The organism is Magnetospirillum fulvum MGU-K5 (assembly GCF_000442515.1).
In the GTDB taxonomy this organism is placed as follows: Bacteria; Pseudomonadota; Alphaproteobacteria; order Rhodospirillales; family Magnetospirillaceae; genus Phaeospirillum; species Phaeospirillum fulvum_B.
On the sequence record NZ_AQPH01000026.1, the window covers coordinates 25,106 to 42,265 of the forward strand.

Here is a 17,160-nt window from a genome sequence, read left to right on the forward strand (position 1 = left end):
CGTGGGGCGCAATCACTCCGGCGCGACCGGACGGGGGGCCAGGGTCAGCACCCATGGGCTGTCACTGTCCAGCCGGAACGGGCGGTTGTCCCGCCAATCCTTAAGCTGGTCGCTGTAATGCGACGACATCGGGTGTCCTGACTGGCCGGGAACGATCAGGAAGCGGCTGTCGTTCAGGTCGGCAAGGTCAATGACGGTCCGCAACGTCGGTCCGTGGACATGGGGAAAGCGACCTCCGTCGATCCGATATGTCCCACGCGACAGCGTGGCGTTGTCGCCATCGGTGCGGATTTCCTGCGTTGCCCACCGTCGCAACAGCGGCACTTGCCCCAGCACCGGATGTGCAAATCGCGCTTTGTGAGCGTCCCCCCAGCGCCATCGGCTCATGTCGCGGCCCCAATCGGCTTTAAGGTCGGTCAGCGCCTGCTCTAGACTGCGTTCAATCAGTTCCTCGCAGCTTTCGGCGGCGGGGGTGGTGATATCGTCACACCAATAGCGCCGCTTGGTGAAGGCATCGACCAGCACCTTGGGCGAGGGCGGCGATTGCGGATCGTAGAGGTCGCCCAGTTCGTCGGCAAAAATGGCACGGCTGAGAGATGCGACCCAGGCGGCAAGAAGCAGCGGTTCAGGGCGGTCGCGGGAGACATCGCCGGTCCAATCGGCGATCAGCCGAACCGCCTCGCGCCCCCGTTCAGACGCCGGTTCGATCCCGGTCAACAGATCCTTGATCTCAACCGCTTGAAGCGAAACGATATCACCCTGAAGCGCGACCATGTCGGCGACGCTCATCCCCTTGCGCGGCTCCAATATTTCGCGCAGTCGCTCGGCCCGATAGGTTTCCGGCCACAGCGCGGCAATCATATAGGGATATTTGTCCGGGCTCGGGCGGTTGTTGGCATTGATCAGAATGCCAGAGCGGGGATTAACCGTCTGCGGCATCTTAGTCGGCGGAATCCAACCGATCCAATCCCCCGCCCCGGTCCAGCCTCGCGCGGGGAGCAGCCCATTACCGGAGCGGCGAATCGGGATCCGTCCAACCGTGGTCAACGCGATGGTGCCGCCGACATCGGCATAGCCGACATTCAACGCCGGAGCCTGGACATCCCGTTGAACCGCCGCAAAGCTGGGCCAGTCCCGCGCCAAATTCATCCGCATCAGGGTCTGAACCCCGGTATCGTTGTCGCCGAGCGCCGTCGAGGAAAACGCCACCACCTCGCCCGGCGCGGCCAGATCGCTGGCGATCAAATCCGAAATTACTGGCCCGTGCCGGGTTTCGCGCACCGTCAGAGCGACATCGGGGGCATCCTTGACCTTGATCACCTCTTCGCGGACGGTGAACGGGCGAGTGCCATCAGGGGTGCGGTAGGCGGTCTCGCCCTCTTTTTTCTCGATGAACAGATCAACGGTGTCGGCTTCGGCCGAGGTGAATCCCCAGGCGATCTTGTCGTTATGGCCGATGACGAGGAACGGCAGGCCGGGCGAGGTCGCCCCTGCCAGCGACAGGCCCGGAGCCTCGATTCCAGCCAGATACCAGTATGACGGCGCGATAAAGGGAAGGTGAGGGTCATTGGACAGAATCGGCTTACCACTGGCGCTGCGGTTGCCTGCAACAATCCAAATGTTCGAGGCCGGTGCTGGGCGGGCCGCAGAGGGGATCGCGGCCAACAGCGCACCCCAGCCGGTTTCTGACAATCCTTGTCCGGTCTCTGTTCCTCCGGCGGGAAACAGTTCGGGAATTCGTCGGGGATCGATCCGTCGCGCTAATCGTGCCCGCAGAATATCGTCGGGCCAATTCCCCGCCAGTTGCAGAGCCATCAGCTTCTGCCACAGCATCGAATCGACTGGGCTCCACGGTTCCGGGTGTAGTCCCAACAGGCTGTATTCGAGGGGAAGACGGGTCTCGGGCGATGTCAGCCACGCATTGACGCCGTTGGCATAGGCGGTCAGGGCCGCCCGGGTCGGCTCATCAAGGCGGGACAGGGAAAGTTCGGCCAGACGGCGTAATCCCAATGTCCGCATGAAGCGATCATTGACCAGACCAGCCGGTCCGATCGCTTCGGCCAGACGGCCAGAGCCGAGGCGGCGCATCGTCTCCATTTGCCACATCCGGTCCTGGGCATGAACCCAGCCCAGGGCGAACCAGGAATCTTCGCGATTGGCAGCGCGGATATGGGGAACGCCCTTGGCGTCGCGGGCAATGGTGACGGGGGCGGTGAGGCCGGTCAGATCGATCCGGCCGGTTTGACGCGGCAATGGGCTCATCAGCGCCAGCCAAGCCGCCGCGCCCCCCAACAGCGCGGTCAGGGCCACCGCATTGAGGCCAAGAACAATCAAACGACGGCGCGCGGGGCGACGATTTCTGATTGCGGCGGTTTCTTCCGTCACGATCACTTCCCCACCTTTGTTTACGGCGGATGTCGCTGCCGACCATAAAGTGGTAACGCCAACGGCCCGAGCCTGTAAAGCGAAAGCACGGCTTGTGCTTTGGCCGTGCCGGTGCGCCGTGGTATAGGAGGCGGGCAGAAACGCCCGAACCGAACAGGATCGAGACCATAGATGATCGGAAAGCTAAACCACGTTGCCATTGCTGTCCCGGACCTTGCCGCCGCGACCGCTCTTTATCGTGACACGCTGGGCGCGGTCGTTTCCGAACCGGTGCCGCAGCCGGCGCATGGCGTCGTCGTGGTGTTTGTCACCCTGACCAATACCAAGATCGAACTGGTTCATCCGTTGGGCGATGCCTCGCCGATCGCCGGTTTCCTTGCCAAGAATCCCAACGGCGGCATCCATCATATCTGTTACGAAGTCGCGGATATCCTGGCCGCTCGCGACCAGTTGAAGGCGAGCGGGGCGCGGGTCCTGGGCGATGGCGAGCCCAAGATCGGCGCCCATGACAAGCCGGTGCTGTTCCTTCACCCGAAGGATTTCTGCGGTACCCTGGTCGAACTCGAACAAGCCTAGGTGCTGGACCGGCCGGGAGGCGGGCGATGAACTGGTATTGCGATATCGCCCCCGGCCACCCTGTCCACGGCCCCTACCACGACACGGAATACGGCGTTCCGGTGGACGACGACCGTGCGTTGTTCGAGCGGCTGTGCCTGGAGATTTTTCAGGCTGGGCTGTCCTGGCTGATCGTTCTGAAAAAGCGCCCGGCCCTGGTGGCAGCGTTCGATGCTTTCGATCCCGCCCGTGTCGCGCAATACGACGAAAACGATATCGAGCGGTTGATGTCCGATGCCGGGATCATCCGCAATCGCCGCAAGATCGCGGCGGTGATCGGCAATGCCCGCAAGGTCGTCGAGATTTGCGAATCCGAGGGATCGTTCGCCGCCTGGATTCAGCGCCACCATCCCCGCGACAAAGCGGCCTGGGTCAAGCTGTTCCGCCAGACCTTCGCCTTTACCGGGGGAGAGGTGGTGGGCGAGTTCCTGATGAGCATCGGCGTTCTTCCCGGCGCTCACCGCCCGGATTGTCCGGCCTTCGCCCGGATTCTCGATCTTGATCCGCTGTGGCGGAAATCAGAGCCAACAAGCTGACTTTAAAAGATATTACAGCTCGTCGGCACTGCGGCGGTGGACCGCCATCCCGGCCGTGGCCTGACAAGACGGCATCATCTCGATCCGGCTGATATTGACGTGAGCCGGGGCCGACGTTGCCCAGAACACCGCTTCGGCGACATCCTCCGACGTCAGCGGCGTGGTCCCCTCATAGACCTTGGCGGCCTTGTCGGGATCGCCATGGAAGCGGACAGTGGAAAATTCCGACCCGCCGCACAGACCCGGCTCGATATTGGTGACGCGCAACCGGGTCTTGACCAGATCGGCCAGCAGATTGGCGGAAAATTGCTTCACCGCCGCCTTGGTCGCACCATAGACGTTGCCACCGGGATAGGGAAAATTCCCGGCGATCGAGCCGATATTGACGATATGCCCACGATCGCGCTCGATCATGCCGGGGAGAATAGCGCGGGTGACCTGGACCAGTCCTTTCAGATTGGTATCGATCATCGTGTCCCAATCGTCGGGATCGGTGGCATAGGCCGGTTCAAGCCCCAGCGCTAACCCGGCATTGTTGACGAGAACGTCGATCGCGGCGAAGTTCGGCGGCAGCGCGGCCACAAAAGCAGCAATCGCGGCGCGGTCGCGAACGTCGAGCGGAGCAGCATGAACCGGCGTTCCCAACTCGGCCTTCAAGGCATTAAGCCGCTCGACCCGGCGGCCACAGATCACCAGCCGCGCTCCGGCGGCGGCAAAGCGGCGGGCGATGGCCGTGCCGAATCCGGCGGTGGCTCCGGTCACCATCACGGTCCGGTTGGTCCAGTTGGCGCTCATCTCGAATCCTCGACTTGCCTCAGTTTTTCATTTCGGACGGACGGGGCGGCAGCGGACGACGCGGGTCGGGATCGCGCAGCATCACCAGATGCGGCATCGGTGATAGCGGATTATCGATCTTCCAGATATAGACCCGGTTGGTCCCGAACTGACGCACTTCGGTCGCGTTGTTCTCGATGACATTGGCGTCGGTGGTGACGCGGAACTCGCCTTCCATCGTCAGGCCAAGTTCGGCCAGAATTTGGGCGTCCGACGGTTTCAACCCGTTGGCGGCAACGATGATCGCACCGTTTTCCAGGGATCGCAGCGCCAGCATCCGGGCATCGCGGCGGATCAGGGCGGTCAGTTGAACCGTGCTCAACCGTCCGGCCCGCTCATACTCGACGGCAAAGCGGCCCCGGCCGCGCGATTCGAGCTTGCGGAAGGCGATGTCGCGGACAAGATCCTTCCGGATATTCTCGATCCGCTCGGCCTCGTCCTTGGGATCGACTTTGCCCTTGCGGTAATCGTCGAGGATCGGGGCCCACATCAGGTCGCCCTTGTAGCTGATGGCGTAATCGCCATAGCGAGACAACCGCAGCTCGGCCCGGAACTTGTCGGGGATGTAGCACGACGACAGCAGGAACAGGGCGGCCAAGACCGCCAGCCGTTTGGTCCATTCAGCCGCCACGGCCACCTCCGCTAGGCTCCAACCGTTTTGCAGCCTGCCACAACGCTTCCATTTCGTCGAGCGACGCGACTTCTGGCGAGCGCCCTTCGTCGCGCAGGGCGCGTTCAATGTAGCGGAAGCGGCGTTCGAATTTCTCGTTGGCCCGTCCCAGTGCCTGCTCGGGATCGACCGCAAGCTTGCGGGCAAGATTGACGCAGACGAATAACAGGTCGCCGATTTCGTCCTCGACCCGGTCATGGGGCGACCCGGCGCGAATCTCGACAGCGACCTCTTCGGCCTCTTCCGCCAGTTTGTCGAGGATCGCACCCGGTTCATCCCAATCGAACCCGACCCGGGCGGCACGGTTTTGCAGCTTCAGGGCGCGGGTCATCGGGGGCAGGGCCCGGGCAATGCCGTCCAGAACGCCGTCTCCGCCCGCTTCGGCCCGTTCGCGCGCTTTCAGCTCTTCCCACGTTTCCAGATGGGAAGCCGCGTCAACCGGTTGAGCGTCGGCGAACAGATGGGGATGGCGACGGATCATCTTTTCGGCCGCGGCCCCTGCGACCGTTTCGAAATCAAAATGTCCCGCTTCATCGGCGATCTGGGACTGGAACACCACCTGAAACAACAGGTCGCCCAGTTCGTCCTTTACCGCGTTGTTGTCGTTGCGGGCGATGGCATCGGCGACCTCATAGGCCTCTTCGATGGTATAGGGGGCGATCGTCGCCCAGCTTTGGGCACGGTCCCAGGAACAGCCGCGGTCAGGGTCGCGCAATCGAGCCATGACGGCCAGCAACCGGTCAATCGGTCGTAACGAGGCCGCAGGCGCGCAATCTTCGTCCATGATCAGGGGGGCTCCGTCAGGGTGGGTCCGGATCGTAGCACCCTGGCGTCTCCAGGCAAGGATCAGAGTGATCCAACGCGGCCATGCGACCGTACAAGGGACTATACATCCTTTGGAAGGACTCCCCCCGATGACCGAATGTTCTCCCGTAAGCGTCTATTATGACGGAGCCTGCCCGGTCTGTTCCCGCGAGATCGCGACCTATCAACGGTTGACTCCCGAAGACGCGGTGCGCTGGGTCGATGCCTCCACCTGCGACGAAAGCGATCTGGGCGAAGGATTGGACCGCAGCCAGGCGTTGGGATTGTTCCACCTGCGCGATGAATCCGGCCGGGTGCTGTCCGGTCTCGATGCCTTTATCGCGTTGTGGGCGCGGGTGCCGGGTCTTGGCCTGGTTGCCCGCTTGGCCGCGTTGCCTCCGTTTCGGTCGCTGCTTGGGTTTGGCTATCGCGTCTTTCTGAAGGTGCGTCCGTTATGGAGGTCTGCCCCATAACGCCAGAAACAAAGCTGGTTGGGCTGTTGCCTGTGAATTAAGCAGGGGCTACAGTCTACAAAGCTGGACACAGGCGATACGGGAGGACCGGGGGAAGATGGCGTTCGACGAGATGAAGTCGGCCGACGGTGGGGTGCGCCCTGCCTTCCGGGCCTACGAGGATTGGCTGTTGTCGATGCCACCCGATCTGTTACCGCGCAAGAATGAACAGGCCGATGCCCTGTTTCGTCGCCTTGGCATCACCTTCGCCGTCTATGGCGATCAGGAGGGGACCGAGCGGCTGATCCCCTTCGATCCGATCCCGCGCATTCTTGCCGCGCGCGAGTGGAAGAGGCTGTCCGATGGCTGTTGCCAGCGGGTGCGGGCGCTTAATGCCTTTCTCAAGGACCTTTATCACGATCAGGAAATCATCAATGCCGGAGTAATTCCGGCCGAACGGGTGTTCGGCAACGGTCTGTACCGGCCCGAGATGAACGGCCTGTCGGTTGCCCGCGACGTCTATATCCACATCGCCGGGATTGATGTCGTCCGCACCGGGGAAGACGAGTTCTTTGTACTGGAAGACAATCTGCGCTCGCCGTCCGGGGTCTCCTATATGCTGGAGAACCGGGCGATGATGATGCGGCTGTTCCCTGATCTGTTCACCCGCTACAGCGTTGCAGCGGTCGATTCCTATCCCGATCAGTTGCTGCGTAACCTGCGCGCGGTGGCCCCCGCCGCCTGTACCGGCGAGCCGACCGTGGTGGTGATGACCCCGGGTTATTACAACAGCGCCTATTTCGAGCACGCTTTCCTGGCCGAGCAGATGGGGGTCGAACTGGTTGAGGGCCGCGATCTGTTCGTCGAGGACGGGCTGGTCTATATGCGGACCACCCAGGGGCCGAAGCGGGTCGACGTGATCTATCGCCGGATCGACGACGATTTCCTCGATCCGGCCGCGTTCAATCCTCATTCGTCGTTGGGGGTTCGCGGCCTGCTGGAAGCCTACCGTTCCGGGGGCGTCACCCTGGCCAATGCGATCGGAACCGGCGTCGCCGACGACAAAGCGACCTATATCCATGTTCCCGACATGGTGCGGTTCTATCTCGGCGAGGAACCGATCCTCTCCAACGTCCCGACCTGGCGGTTGGAGCGTGAGGACGAGCGTAAATACGTGCTGGAACGGCTTCCCGAACTGGTGGTCAAGGAAGTGCAGGGGGCGGGCGGCTACGGCATGCTGGTCGGCCCGACCTCGACCAAGGCCGAGATCGAGGATTTCCGCGCCCGCATTCTGGCCAACCCGGCCAATTACATTGCCCAGCCGACCCTGTCGCTGTCGACGGTCCCGACCCTGGTCGATAAGGGGATCGCGCCCCGCCATGTCGATTTGCGACCCTATGTCCTGATGGGCGAAACCGCGACCCTGGTTCCCGGTGGGCTGACCCGGGTGGCGTTGCGTGAGGGATCGCTGGTGGTCAACTCGTCGCAGGGCGGCGGAACCAAGGATACCTGGGTGCTGGAGAACGACCCATGCTGAGCCGCACCGCCGATCATCTTTACTGGATGAGCCGATACATGGAGCGGGCGGAGAACATCACCCGCTTTGTCGAGGTCGCCAACCGGCTCTCTCTGTCGGTGCCGTCCACCCGTGACCGCGCCGCCTGCTGGCAGCCGGTGCTGACCATCGCCGGTGGCGAAGATGATTTCGCCGCCCGTCACGGCGAACGCTCGGCGGTGTCGGTGATCGAGTATGCCGTGCTCGACCCGACGAACCCGTCGTCGATCTATTCCTCGCTGCGGGCCGCGCGCGAGAACGCTCACGCCGTCCGCAGCGTGATTCCGGTCGAGACCTGGGAATCGCTGAATGGAACATGGCTGGAAGCGCGCGGACTGGACGGTCCCCGTTTGCGCGAACAGGGACTGATCGCTTTTTGCGAATGGGTGCGCGAGCGGTCGCACCAGTTCCGCGGCATCACCTATGGGACGATGCTGCGCGACGAAGCCGATTATTTCATCCGGCTCGGTACCTTTCTTGAACGCGCCGACAATACTGCCCGTTTGCTCGGGGTGCGGGCAACTGGGGTCGCTCCCGGTCAGACCGATGTTGATGCCGATGATCAGTTGCATTGGGCGGCGGTATTGCGCTCGGTCAGCGCCTTCCGCGCCTTCCGTACTGTTCACGGCGGCGATATCACCCCATTGCGAGCGGTCGATCTGCTGGTGATGCGGGCCGCGTTACCGCGCTCGCTGCATTCTTGCCTCAATCAGGTGCGCGATATCCTGGAGCGCCTCAACCCGCAGGCGGAATGCACCCGGTTGGCCGGGGCGGCCCATGCCCACATCCATTACGGACGGCTTGATCATCTGCTGTCACGGGGGCTAGGGCCGTTCATCGATGATTTCATCGATGCCAACAACACCTTGGCCGGTCAGATTCATAAGGACTTCCTGTTAAGCTGACACGCGGGGGGGACAGAAGGGTGCGCAGGCAGAAGCGTCCGCTGGTTATCGCTGCCGTTGCTGTGGCCGTTGTCGCCGGATTAGGCGGCGGATGGGAATACCTGCGTCGGAGCGCCCAAGCGATCGACCCGGACGATGTCGCCCAGGTGGCGTTGGGGGCGGATATTTATGCGGCGCAGTGTGCCCGCTGTCATGGGGCGCACTTGCAGGGTGAGCCCGACTGGCAGCGCCGCAAACCCAATGGCGAACTGCCTGCCCCTCCGCATGACGCCAGCGGCCATAGCTGGCACCATCCCAACGAATATTTGTTTGCCGTGACCAAGCACGGGATGGCGCGCTTTGCCCCTCCCGATTACAAAAGTGCGATGCCGTCCTATGTCGGCATTTTGACCGATGCCGAGATTCGCGCCGTGATCGCGTTTATCCAATCAAATTGGCCCCCGGAAATCCGGGCCAGACAGGCCGCGATTTCGGCACGATAAAGACAGCGAACCGGGAGTGCCCTAACGTGACCGCCACGGTCCAGATCGGACAATACAGCTATCAATGCCGCCCCCGCTGGGGCTTTGGCACGCCGACGCATCCCCGGTTGACGGCGATTCTGGAACGCGGTCGGTCAGGCTATGCCCGCAGGCTGGAGGCGCTGGCCGAGTTGCGGTCTTTGTTTGCCGCGATCCCGCGCGAAGCCGCTGATGACTCGCCCAGTCCGCGCTGGTTCAATCCCTGGTTCACCTCGCTTGATGCGCTGGCGCTATGCGGAATGCTGGTCCGCCACGACCCCCGCTTGCTGATCGAGATCGGCTCGGGCAATTCGACCAAATTCGCCCGCCACGTCATCACGGAGCGGAAGCTTCGGACCAAGATCGTCTCGATCGACCCCCAGCCACGGGCTGAGATCGACGCCTTGTGCGACGAAGTGATCCGCGCGCCCGCCGAATCCGTCGATCAAGCGCTGTTCTCCCGCCTGAAGCCCGGCGATATCCTGTTCATCGACAGTTCGCACCGTAGTCTGGAAAATTCCGACGTCACCGCCTTGTTTCTCGATGTGCTGCCGGAATTGACTCCGGGGGTGATCGTCCATGTCCATGACGTCTATCTGCCCTACGACTATCCGGCCCAGGCCGAAGGGCTGATGTATAACGAGCAATATCTGCTGGCAGCGTTGCTGCTGGGCGAGGCGTCGTGGCTGGAGCCGGTGTTGCCCTGTTTCTTTGCCGCCCAGGATGCTCGTCTGTCGGCCCATCTCGCTCCGGTGTGGGAGGCGATTGGGACCAATGCCTTTCCCGCCCCCAGCAATTCCTTCTGGATGAACATCAAGAGGCGCCGCTAAGGCTCTGTTTATAAAAAAGTCCTGGGCTAGACCAGGACGATGTCCCGTGCCGGTTTCCCGGCGGCGGCCCGCGCCCAGACTTGGTCATAGGCCGCTTCGAGATCGAGCACGAAACGCTTGGGATCGAACGGAATTGCCTGCGGCAGCAATGCCGCGAGCCGAGAGCGCAGATCGGCGCGGCGGGCCGGATTTTGTCCCAGTCCGACCGCCAGTTCGAACAGGTCCCGGGGCGATGAGGCGATCAGGTCGGCTAGGCCGATCGCCGTCAACAGCGAGGCCGCCACCCGCGAGGCGAGCCTAGGGCCAGCGCAGGTCAGCAACGGCACTCCCATCCGTAGCGCGTCGGCAGCGGTGGTGTGTGCGCCGCAGACCAAAGCATCAAGGAACAGATCGGCGGCGGGCAGACGCTTCAGATGCTCGGGCCGAGGCAAACGCGGCGCCCAGATCAGCCGCTCGGGCGCGATACCGGCGCGGCTTGCGGCTTTTTCCAGCCGTGTCCGCGCCAGGGGGGGCGGAGCCAATTGCCACAGCACCGATCCTGGCACCGCCGCCAGAATCTCCATCCATAGCAAGAAGGTGGCGCGGTCGAGCTTGCGGTGTCCATTGAAGGAACAGAACACGACGGCGTCGTCTGGTAATCCCAGTTCGGATCGGGGGGGCGGAGGCTCCAAGGGCTCCCACGCCAGATTGGGTTGATATCCGTGCGGTAGCGAGATCAGCGCTTCGGAGAAATGGCTGCGATGCTCAGGCGGCACCAACACCGGATCGACGATGGCGTAGTCGATCCAGGGGGCCGACGAACTGGCGGCCAGCCCTAGCCAGGCAATCTGGACCGGGGCCGGGCGCAGGGCGGCGATACTGGGACGGGCGTGCCGGGTATAAACCGACATGTCAACCAGGATGTTGACACCCGCCTCGGCCAGAGTCTGGGCGGCAGCACGGTCGCCTAATGTCTTGAAATCAAGGAATAGATCGCAGGTGGAGGCGACCCGTTGCCTCCAGTCGGAACCATCGTCGGGACCGACCGAGGCTGCAATCACCCTGACCCGGCTTCGATCGTGGTGGGCAAACAAATCCCCGGCCAGATGCATGGTGGCGTGGTCGCGAAAATCCGGCGACAGATAGGCGACGGTCAGGGGCGGCGGGGTGACGCTGACCCGGGGGCGGACCACCGGACGGGGGCGTCCGGGCACGCGGAAGGCGGCTTCGGCCGCCGCGATCTTACGCAGTTCGGTTCCGTCAAACGGGTAGAACAGCGCGTCCTGGGTCGAGATCGCCAGCCTCCCCGGCGCAGGCTTGTCCAACCCGGCCCGGATTTCGGCGAACAACGCCTCTTCGCGATCCCAATCGGCGGTCTCGCGACTGGCCCTGAGCAGGTGGCCCTTGGCCGGAAGCAGGCGGGGGTCAAGCTCCAGCGCCCTGGTGAGAGCCAAAGCCGCCTCGTCAAACCGGCTTTGGCGCAGCAACGCCTGACCCAGTAAGGCATGCAGTTCGCCGATTCCAGGATGACGACGTACCGATTCCTCCAATGCTGGAATGGCGGCGTCGGGAGCGGTGGCGACCAGAAGTAAACCAAGGTTGACATGGCCACCGAGATGGCCGGGAACGCGCCGGATCAGGGTGCGATAGGCCTCGGCGGCTTCGGCCATCCGGTTCAGACTGCGCAAGGCGTTGCCGGTCGCCAGCAGACTGTCGGCATCGCCCGCCTCGGCCAGCGGTCGCAACAGCGGCAACGCCTCCTCGGCGCGGTCGAGCGCCATCAAGCCGCGCGCCTTGCTGTACAGCGCCGCTGGATTGGTCGGCTCGACGGCAAGGATACGATCGAGATGGGGCAGCGCCTCGCTATACCGACCCGAGGTCAGCAGGGTAAGGGCAAGGGTATAGCGCACCGCCAGGGCGTGAGGGGCGGTGGTGATCAGCCGCTCCAGCAGGGCAAGGGCGGGCTTGGTTTTGCCCGCCTGGGCCAGAGAGGAGGCCTTGGCCAAGTCGCGTTCAAGATCGATCATGGACGTCTCCGCCACTCGGTGCCCTGTTTGACGAAACGATGGTGGCGTATGGGGTGGAACAGATCTCCGGTCCAGCCCTGAACCGTCACCTCGATCAGGTGAGTGTCGAGGCGAACCAGACAATAACCGTTCGATTCTCCGCGTAGACGGGTCGAACAGGCGGTGCTGGCCTGGACCAGAACCATCGAGCCTCCGGTCGCGGCAATAATCGGCTCGACCCGGGCATGATGGGCGTGTCCGGTCAGCACCACATCGATACCGTGGGCGATCAAGGCTTCATAGGGGTGCCCGCCGTTTGCATCGTCGGGGGGGTGATGAAGAAACACCATCCGGGCGGCATCGGCGGGAGCATCGGCCAATGTCCGGTCGAGTTGGTTGAGATGGTGATCGGTCAAGGCCCCCGATTTCCAGCGCAAGGGACGGGTGGAATCCAGCCCGATCACAATCAGCGCCGGATCGCGCCAGACCGAGGGGAATACATGGCGGGGCAGGTGGCGATTGAACTTGTCGCGGGGTCGCAGTAACCGATTAAGCGGGCGATACAGGGGCGATAGGTCATGATTGCCGGGCACCAGCACCACCGGAGGAGTCAACCGGTCGAGAAAGGCACGGGCCTCGGCGAATTGGTATGATCGTGCCCGCTGAGTCAGATCGCCCGAGATCGCCACCAGATCGGGACGGGTCCGGTCGAGATCGGCCAGCAGCGCCGCAACCAGACGCGGATCGGTGCGGCCGAAATGGAGATCGGACAGATGGGCGACGGTTCTCATCGTTCGTACCCCCGTCCTGGGATCAGCACGGTCAGCGCCCGAGGCCGGACCCGGAAGTGCAGGGGTGCCAACATCACCACAACCTCGCCGTCGAGTGACAGCATCACGCGGCGTCTTGGGGTGGCGACCTCGACCTCGCTGGCGGAAAAGGTCTGAAGCCGCCGACTGGTTCGCCAGCGTCCCATCATCGTTTCGACCGCCAGCCACACCAGCGACAGACGCCCGGAGCAGGTGGCGATGTGAACCTCTAACCGGCCGGTATCGAGGGTTTGCCGGGACAGAGGCGGCGGCTCATCGCGCCAGGTGTTGTTGCTGATGAACAGCATGGGCGTGCGCACCCGGCGGGGTTCCATCCGATCCATCGTCAGGGTGACATCGATCTCGGGGAAATGGACCAGGGCGCGCAGGGCGGCGACGGCCATCGCCGTCATCTTGGGCAGGCGGCGGCGTTGCAGATGATCGCGGCGGCGGACGATCCAGGGATGCATCCCAAGCGAGGCCCAGATCGCAAAAGGGTGCCCATCGACTTCGGCCAGATCGATCGCCGCCGTTCCGCCGCCAGCGACAGCGCGGGCGGCGGCGATCGGATCAAGCGGAAGCCCGATATCGCGGGCGAACAGATTAAGGGTGCCGAGCGGTAGAATGCCCAACGGGCGGCCGCGACCTAATCCATTGCCGACCGCAGAAAGGATGGTACCGTCACCCCCACCGATCACCACCGCGTCGAGATCGTCGCGTCCGGACAGAGCGGCAAAACAGGCGGGCAGATCATGGCGGCCGATCATCCGCAGTTCGACCTGATGCCCTCGTTCGATGAAGGCATCCCGGATCGCCGCAACGGTGGCGGCGGGGCGAAAGCGGCGGAAGCCTCCGGCGGACCGGTTGATGACGAGAGCAAGGCGCATATCCGCGATGTGCAGCCCGAGCCGCCATCTCTGTCAAGGGGCTTTCTCTCTCAACGCGACCGTCCGCATAAGATGATGGTTGAAAAAGCGCGAGACGAGCCTCAATCTTCCTCTTAACCGGAGGGGAGTACACCTCCAATCAACGAATAGGGGGAAGCGAAGATGACGGTTCGGAATCCTTATGACATTGATCTCGATAAGACCCCGGCAAACTTCGTTCCCCTGTCGCCGCTTGGCTTTCTCGAACGCGCTGCCTCGGTCTTTCCCGACCGGATTTCTGTGATCCACGACCAGCGCCGCTTTACCTGGCGCGAAACCTATGCCCGGTGCCGCAGGCTGGCCTCGGCCCTGGCTCAGCGTGGCGTCGGTGTCGGCGATACCGTTGCGGTGATGGCTCCCAACATTCCCGCCGCGTTCGAGGCGACCTTTGGCGTTCCGATGTTGGGGGCGGTGCTGTGCGCCTTGAACATTCGTCTTGATGCCGAGGCGATTGCCTTCATGTTGGAGCATGGCGGGGCCAAGGTTCTGCTGACCGACCGCGAATTCTCCCCGGTGATCGTCAAGGCGCTGGCACTGCTGAAAACCCCGCCGCTGGTGATCGATATCAACGATCCCGATACGGTGAGTGGCACTCTGGTCGGCGAATGCGATTACGAGACGTTCCTGGCGTCGGGCGATCCGGACTACGTCTGGCGCTGGCCCGAGGATGAGTGGGAGGCGATCGCCCTCAATTACACATCGGGAACCACCGGCAATCCCAAGGGGGTCGTCTATCATCATCGCGGCGCCTACATCAACGCGTTGGGTAATGCGGTGACCTGGGGAATGAGCGGCCATCCGGTCTATCTGTGGACCCTGCCGATGTTCCATTGCAACGGCTGGTGCTTCCCCTGGACCATCACCGCCCTGGCCGGAACCCATGTCTGCCTGCGTCGGATCGAAGGCCGCGCGATCTTCGCCGCGATCGAGGCGCATAAGGTGACCCATATGTGCGGCGCTCCGATCGTGATGGGGATGCTGATCAACACCCCGGAAAAGGATCGCAGGCCGCTGCCGCACGATGTCGCCTTCATGACCGCCGCCGCCCCGCCGCCTGCCGCCGTGATCGAACGGTTGGAGGGGCAGGGGTTCCGCATCACTCACGTCTATGGTCTGACCGAGGTGTATGGTCCGGTCACCGTCTGCGCCTGGCACGAGGAATGGAACGAATTGCCCCAGGAGGAGCGGGCCAAGAAGAAAGCGCGCCAGGGGGTCCGCTACGTCAATCAGGAGGCGATGATGGTCGCCGATCCGCTGAGCCTGGACCCGGTGCCTCAGGATGGCGTCACGATGGGCGAGGTGTTCTTCCGCGGCAACGTGGTAATGAAAGGGTATTTCAAGAACCCGACCGCGACCGCCGAGGCCTTTTCGGGCGGATGGTTCCACACTGGCGACCTCGGCGTCTGGCACCCCGATGGCTATATCGAGCTGAAGGACCGATCGAAGGATATTATCATCTCCGGGGGTGAGAACATTTCGACGATCGAAGTCGAAAGCGTCCTGTATCAGCATCCCGCTGTGGCCGAAGCCGCCGTTGTCGCCCGTCCCGACGAAAAATGGGGGGAAACCCCGTGCGCTTTCGTCGGTTTGAAGGAGGGAGCGGTTGCGGTGACGGAGGACGATATCATCGCCTTTACCCGCACCAAGCTTGCGCATTACAAATGCCCGCGGACGGTCATCTTCACCTCGCTGCCAAAGACATCGACCGGCAAGGTGCAGAAGTATGTTCTGCGCGAAATGGCAAAGAAGCTGATCGCCTGATGGTTTCTTGGGTGGCCACCTCCCCTCCATGGGGTTAATGGAGGGGAGGGACCGATGCCATATGTCCCGAAACAAGAGGATAGGTTATCTTGATATAAATAATTTTGTACTGATGGGTTGCACTGTTTTACCGGGTGAAAATCGTGGAGTCTTTGGCGAAGGGCGAGGGGGCTGCGTCATTCCATCAGGGGTTGGCCGCACAGATTGGCGCGCTCCATGAGGAAATCAGAGTCGAACCGGAACTGGCCCCGCTTGGCCGGATCGCGGTTGCTCTGTACGATCCCCGTACCGATCTTCTGAAAACCTTCATCCACTCCAGCGATGGGGAAAGTCCGCTCGACCACGCCACGGCACCGTTATCGGGATTGCCCAGTCTGGTCGAATTGGCCCGGGTTCATGGCACCCGGACCCTGAACGACCTTTCCGAGGTCGCTCGTTCGGGGCATGAATACGCGGCTCGGCTGGTTTCATTCGGCTATTATTCCAGCCATACCGTGCCGATTTGCGGCCGCGAGGGCCTGCGCGGCTTTCTGTTCCTGAATGGAATCGTTCCCGGCTTCTTCACTCAACGGGTTTTGCGCCGTCTCAAGCCCTATGGCGATCTGATCGCCCAAATGGTGCTGCGGGAACTCGATGCCCTGCACAGCATGCAATCGACGGTGAAAGTGCTGTTGCAAATTTCGGCGGTCCGCGATGGCGAGACCGGGGGGCATCTCGCCCGGATGGCCCGCTATTCCCGCGCGATTGGTTTGCGGCTGGCCGCTCCGCTCGGGTTTAGCGACGAATTTGTCGAATATCTGTTTCAGTTCGCTCCCGTCCACGATGTCGGTAAGATTTCCGTCCCCGATCATATCCTGCTGAAGCCGGGTCCGCTTACCCCCGACGAATTCAAGGTGATGCAGGGCCATGTTGAGCGAGGTGTTGAAATCGTCGATCTGGCGGTGGGCGATTTCGGCTTCATCTCGACGGCCCATCTTCGTATGTTGCGCCAGATCGTCGCCTGTCATCACGAAAAACTTGACGGCAGCGGCTATCCGCAAGGGCTGAAGGGAGCGGATGTTCCGCTGGAAGCCCGCATCGTTGCCGTCGCCGATGTGTTCGATGCACTGACCTCGCGCCGTCCCTATAAAGCGGCCTGGAGCAATGCCGACGCGATGGACGCTCTGCGTCACGATGTGGCTGAGAACCGGCTTGACGGGGCTTGCGTCGAAGCCTTGGCCGAATGTATGTCTGAAATTGTCGACATTCAGGTTCTTTTTGGCGAAACGGTGGTGGGATGATCCCGTTTGTCGCTGTTGCCCTGGCGGTCCTCCTGACGGTAGCGGGGGCGCAAGAGTCGATTGCCGCGACGGATTCCTGGCCGGTGGTCCATCGCCCTGCTGGTGGTCAAAGTGAAGCGATCGGATCGGCGGCGGCGGGGTGTCTTCGTGGGGCCGAGGCACTGCCGCTCAATGGCGAGGGCTATCAGGTCCTTCGTCCTGACCGCAACCGAGCCTGGGGCCACCCGCGCACCGTTGCCTTTGTCCGCACCCTGGCGGACAAGGCCCGCGCCGAGGAACTGCCGCTTTTGCTGATCGGTGATATGGCCCAGCC

17 protein-coding genes are annotated in these 17,160 nt (G+C 62.8%); 10 read left to right on the top strand and 7 right to left on the bottom strand.

The window, feature by feature from the left end; genetic code table 11:
• Positions 1-12 precede the first annotated feature (12 nt).
• Positions 13-2,385, bottom strand: coding sequence for a penicillin acylase family protein (locus tag K678_RS08570; protein ID WP_039852560.1), 2,373 nt, complete (start codon positions 2,383-2,385; stop codon positions 13-15).
• Between the two features lie 171 nt (positions 2,386-2,556).
• Here K678_RS08570 and mce point away from each other — a divergent pair, with 171 nt between their 5' ends.
• Together mce and K678_RS08580 are read left to right on the top strand one after the other, a co-directional pair.
• Positions 2,557-2,961 carry a methylmalonyl-CoA epimerase gene (gene mce, locus K678_RS08575; protein ID WP_021132066.1) on the top strand — a complete coding sequence of 135 codons (405 nt, stop codon included), beginning with the start codon at positions 2,557-2,559 and terminating at the stop codon, positions 2,959-2,961.
• A 26-nt stretch (positions 2,962-2,987) separates the two neighbouring features.
• Positions 2,988-3,536 (top strand): DNA-3-methyladenine glycosylase I, encoded by a 549-nt coding sequence (locus K678_RS08580; protein WP_021132067.1) that lies wholly within the window; start codon positions 2,988-2,990, stop codon positions 3,534-3,536.
• A gap of 12 nt (positions 3,537-3,548) precedes the next feature.
• Here K678_RS08580 and K678_RS08585 read toward each other — a convergent pair whose 3' ends face one another.
• Genes K678_RS08585 through mazG form a run of 3 tightly spaced genes read right to left on the bottom strand, consistent with a single transcriptional unit; the run spans position 3,549 to position 5,824 of the window.
• Positions 3,549-4,331 (bottom strand): SDR family NAD(P)-dependent oxidoreductase, encoded by a 783-nt coding sequence (locus tag K678_RS08585; protein WP_021132068.1) that lies wholly within the window; start codon positions 4,329-4,331, stop codon positions 3,549-3,551.
• 19 nt (positions 4,332-4,350) lie between these two features.
• Complete coding sequence (locus tag K678_RS08590) at positions 4,351-5,001, bottom strand: hypothetical protein (RefSeq protein ID WP_021132069.1); 651 nt, start codon at positions 4,999-5,001, stop codon at positions 4,351-4,353.
• Entirely contained in the window at positions 4,991-5,824 is an 834-nt protein-coding gene (mazG, locus tag K678_RS08595) for a nucleoside triphosphate pyrophosphohydrolase (RefSeq protein WP_021132070.1), read from the bottom strand. The genes K678_RS08590 and mazG overlap by 11 nt, the downstream gene beginning before the upstream one ends.
• 130 nt (positions 5,825-5,954) lie before the next feature.
• Here mazG and K678_RS08600 point away from each other — a divergent pair, with 130 nt between their 5' ends.
• The 5 genes from K678_RS08600 to K678_RS08620 all read left to right on the top strand — a co-directional run bounded on the left by K678_RS08600 (position 5,955) and on the right by K678_RS08620 (position 10,086).
• Positions 5,955-6,317 carry a thiol-disulfide oxidoreductase DCC family protein gene (locus K678_RS08600; RefSeq protein WP_021132071.1) on the top strand — a complete coding sequence of 121 codons (363 nt, stop codon included), beginning with the start codon at positions 5,955-5,957 and terminating at the stop codon, positions 6,315-6,317.
• Between the two features lie 97 nt (positions 6,318-6,414).
• On the top strand, positions 6,415-7,833 hold the full coding sequence (locus K678_RS08605; protein WP_021132072.1) for a circularly permuted type 2 ATP-grasp protein: 1,419 nt from the start codon (positions 6,415-6,417) through the stop codon (positions 7,831-7,833).
• Positions 7,827-8,756 (top strand): alpha-E domain-containing protein, encoded by a 930-nt coding sequence (locus tag K678_RS08610; RefSeq protein WP_021132073.1) that lies wholly within the window; start codon positions 7,827-7,829, stop codon positions 8,754-8,756. The genes K678_RS08605 and K678_RS08610 overlap by 7 nt, the downstream gene beginning before the upstream one ends.
• Before the next feature lie 20 nt (positions 8,757-8,776).
• The gene (locus K678_RS08615; RefSeq protein WP_021132074.1) at positions 8,777-9,238 is read left to right on the top strand and encodes a c-type cytochrome; all 462 of its coding nucleotides are present in this window, start codon (positions 8,777-8,779) and stop codon (positions 9,236-9,238) included.
• Positions 9,239-9,264: 26 nt separating this feature from the next.
• Complete coding sequence (locus K678_RS08620) at positions 9,265-10,086, top strand: class I SAM-dependent methyltransferase (protein ID WP_021132075.1); 822 nt, start codon at positions 9,265-9,267, stop codon at positions 10,084-10,086.
• A 26-nt stretch (positions 10,087-10,112) separates the two neighbouring features.
• On the opposite strand, the gene K678_RS08625 is transcribed toward K678_RS08620, so the two are convergent.
• Genes K678_RS08625 through mamU form a run of 3 tightly spaced genes read right to left on the bottom strand, consistent with a single transcriptional unit; the run spans position 10,113 to position 13,767 of the window.
• Positions 10,113-12,092 carry an O-linked N-acetylglucosamine transferase, SPINDLY family protein gene (locus K678_RS08625; protein WP_021132076.1) on the bottom strand — a complete coding sequence of 660 codons (1,980 nt, stop codon included), beginning with the start codon at positions 12,090-12,092 and terminating at the stop codon, positions 10,113-10,115.
• A complete protein-coding gene (locus tag K678_RS08630; protein WP_021132077.1) occupies positions 12,089-12,862 on the bottom strand; it encodes a metallophosphoesterase family protein in 774 nt (257 codons plus the stop codon). Before K678_RS08630 ends, K678_RS08625 begins: the two co-directional genes overlap by 4 nt.
• On the bottom strand, positions 12,859-13,767 hold the full coding sequence (gene mamU / locus K678_RS08635; RefSeq protein WP_021132078.1) for a lipid kinase MamU: 909 nt from the start codon (positions 13,765-13,767) through the stop codon (positions 12,859-12,861). Before mamU ends, K678_RS08630 begins: the two co-directional genes overlap by 4 nt.
• Positions 13,768-13,929: 162 nt before the next feature.
• Here mamU and K678_RS08640 point away from each other — a divergent pair, with 162 nt between their 5' ends.
• The 3 genes from K678_RS08640 to K678_RS08650 form a co-directional block, all read left to right on the top strand.
• A complete protein-coding gene (locus K678_RS08640; protein WP_021132079.1) occupies positions 13,930-15,567 on the top strand; it encodes an acyl-CoA synthetase in 1,638 nt (545 codons plus the stop codon).
• Between the two features lie 191 nt (positions 15,568-15,758).
• The gene (locus tag K678_RS08645; protein WP_231376235.1) at positions 15,759-16,847 is read left to right on the top strand and encodes an HD-GYP domain-containing protein; all 1,089 of its coding nucleotides are present in this window, start codon (positions 15,759-15,761) and stop codon (positions 16,845-16,847) included.
• Positions 16,844-17,160 (top strand): penicillin-insensitive murein endopeptidase (locus K678_RS08650; RefSeq protein WP_021132081.1); only part of this gene is annotated, 317 nt, incomplete at its 3' end. The genes K678_RS08645 and K678_RS08650, both read left to right, overlap by 4 nt.

Coding starts and splice junctions, on each gene's coding strand:
- mce (WP_021132066.1), top strand. CDS start 2,557: ATGATCGGAAAGCTAAACCACGTTGCCATTGCTGTCCCGGACCTTGCC.
- K678_RS08585 (WP_021132068.1), bottom strand. CDS start 4,331: ATGAGCGCCAACTGGACCAACCGGACCGTGATGGTGACCGGAGCCACC.
- K678_RS08605 (WP_021132072.1), top strand. CDS start 6,415: ATGGCGTTCGACGAGATGAAGTCGGCCGACGGTGGGGTGCGCCCTGCC.
- K678_RS08600 (WP_021132071.1), top strand. CDS start 5,955: ATGACCGAATGTTCTCCCGTAAGCGTCTATTATGACGGAGCCTGCCCG.
- K678_RS08640 (WP_021132079.1), top strand. CDS start 13,930: ATGACGGTTCGGAATCCTTATGACATTGATCTCGATAAGACCCCGGCA.
- K678_RS08625 (WP_021132076.1), bottom strand. CDS start 12,092: ATGATCGATCTTGAACGCGACTTGGCCAAGGCCTCCTCTCTGGCCCAG.
- K678_RS08630 (WP_021132077.1), bottom strand. CDS start 12,862: ATGAGAACCGTCGCCCATCTGTCCGATCTCCATTTCGGCCGCACCGAT.
- K678_RS08580 (WP_021132067.1), top strand. CDS start 2,988: ATGAACTGGTATTGCGATATCGCCCCCGGCCACCCTGTCCACGGCCCC.
- K678_RS08610 (WP_021132073.1), top strand. CDS start 7,827: ATGCTGAGCCGCACCGCCGATCATCTTTACTGGATGAGCCGATACATG.
- mamU (WP_021132078.1), bottom strand. CDS start 13,767: ATGCGCCTTGCTCTCGTCATCAACCGGTCCGCCGGAGGCTTCCGCCGC.
- mazG (WP_021132070.1), bottom strand. CDS start 5,824: ATGGACGAAGATTGCGCGCCTGCGGCCTCGTTACGACCGATTGACCGG.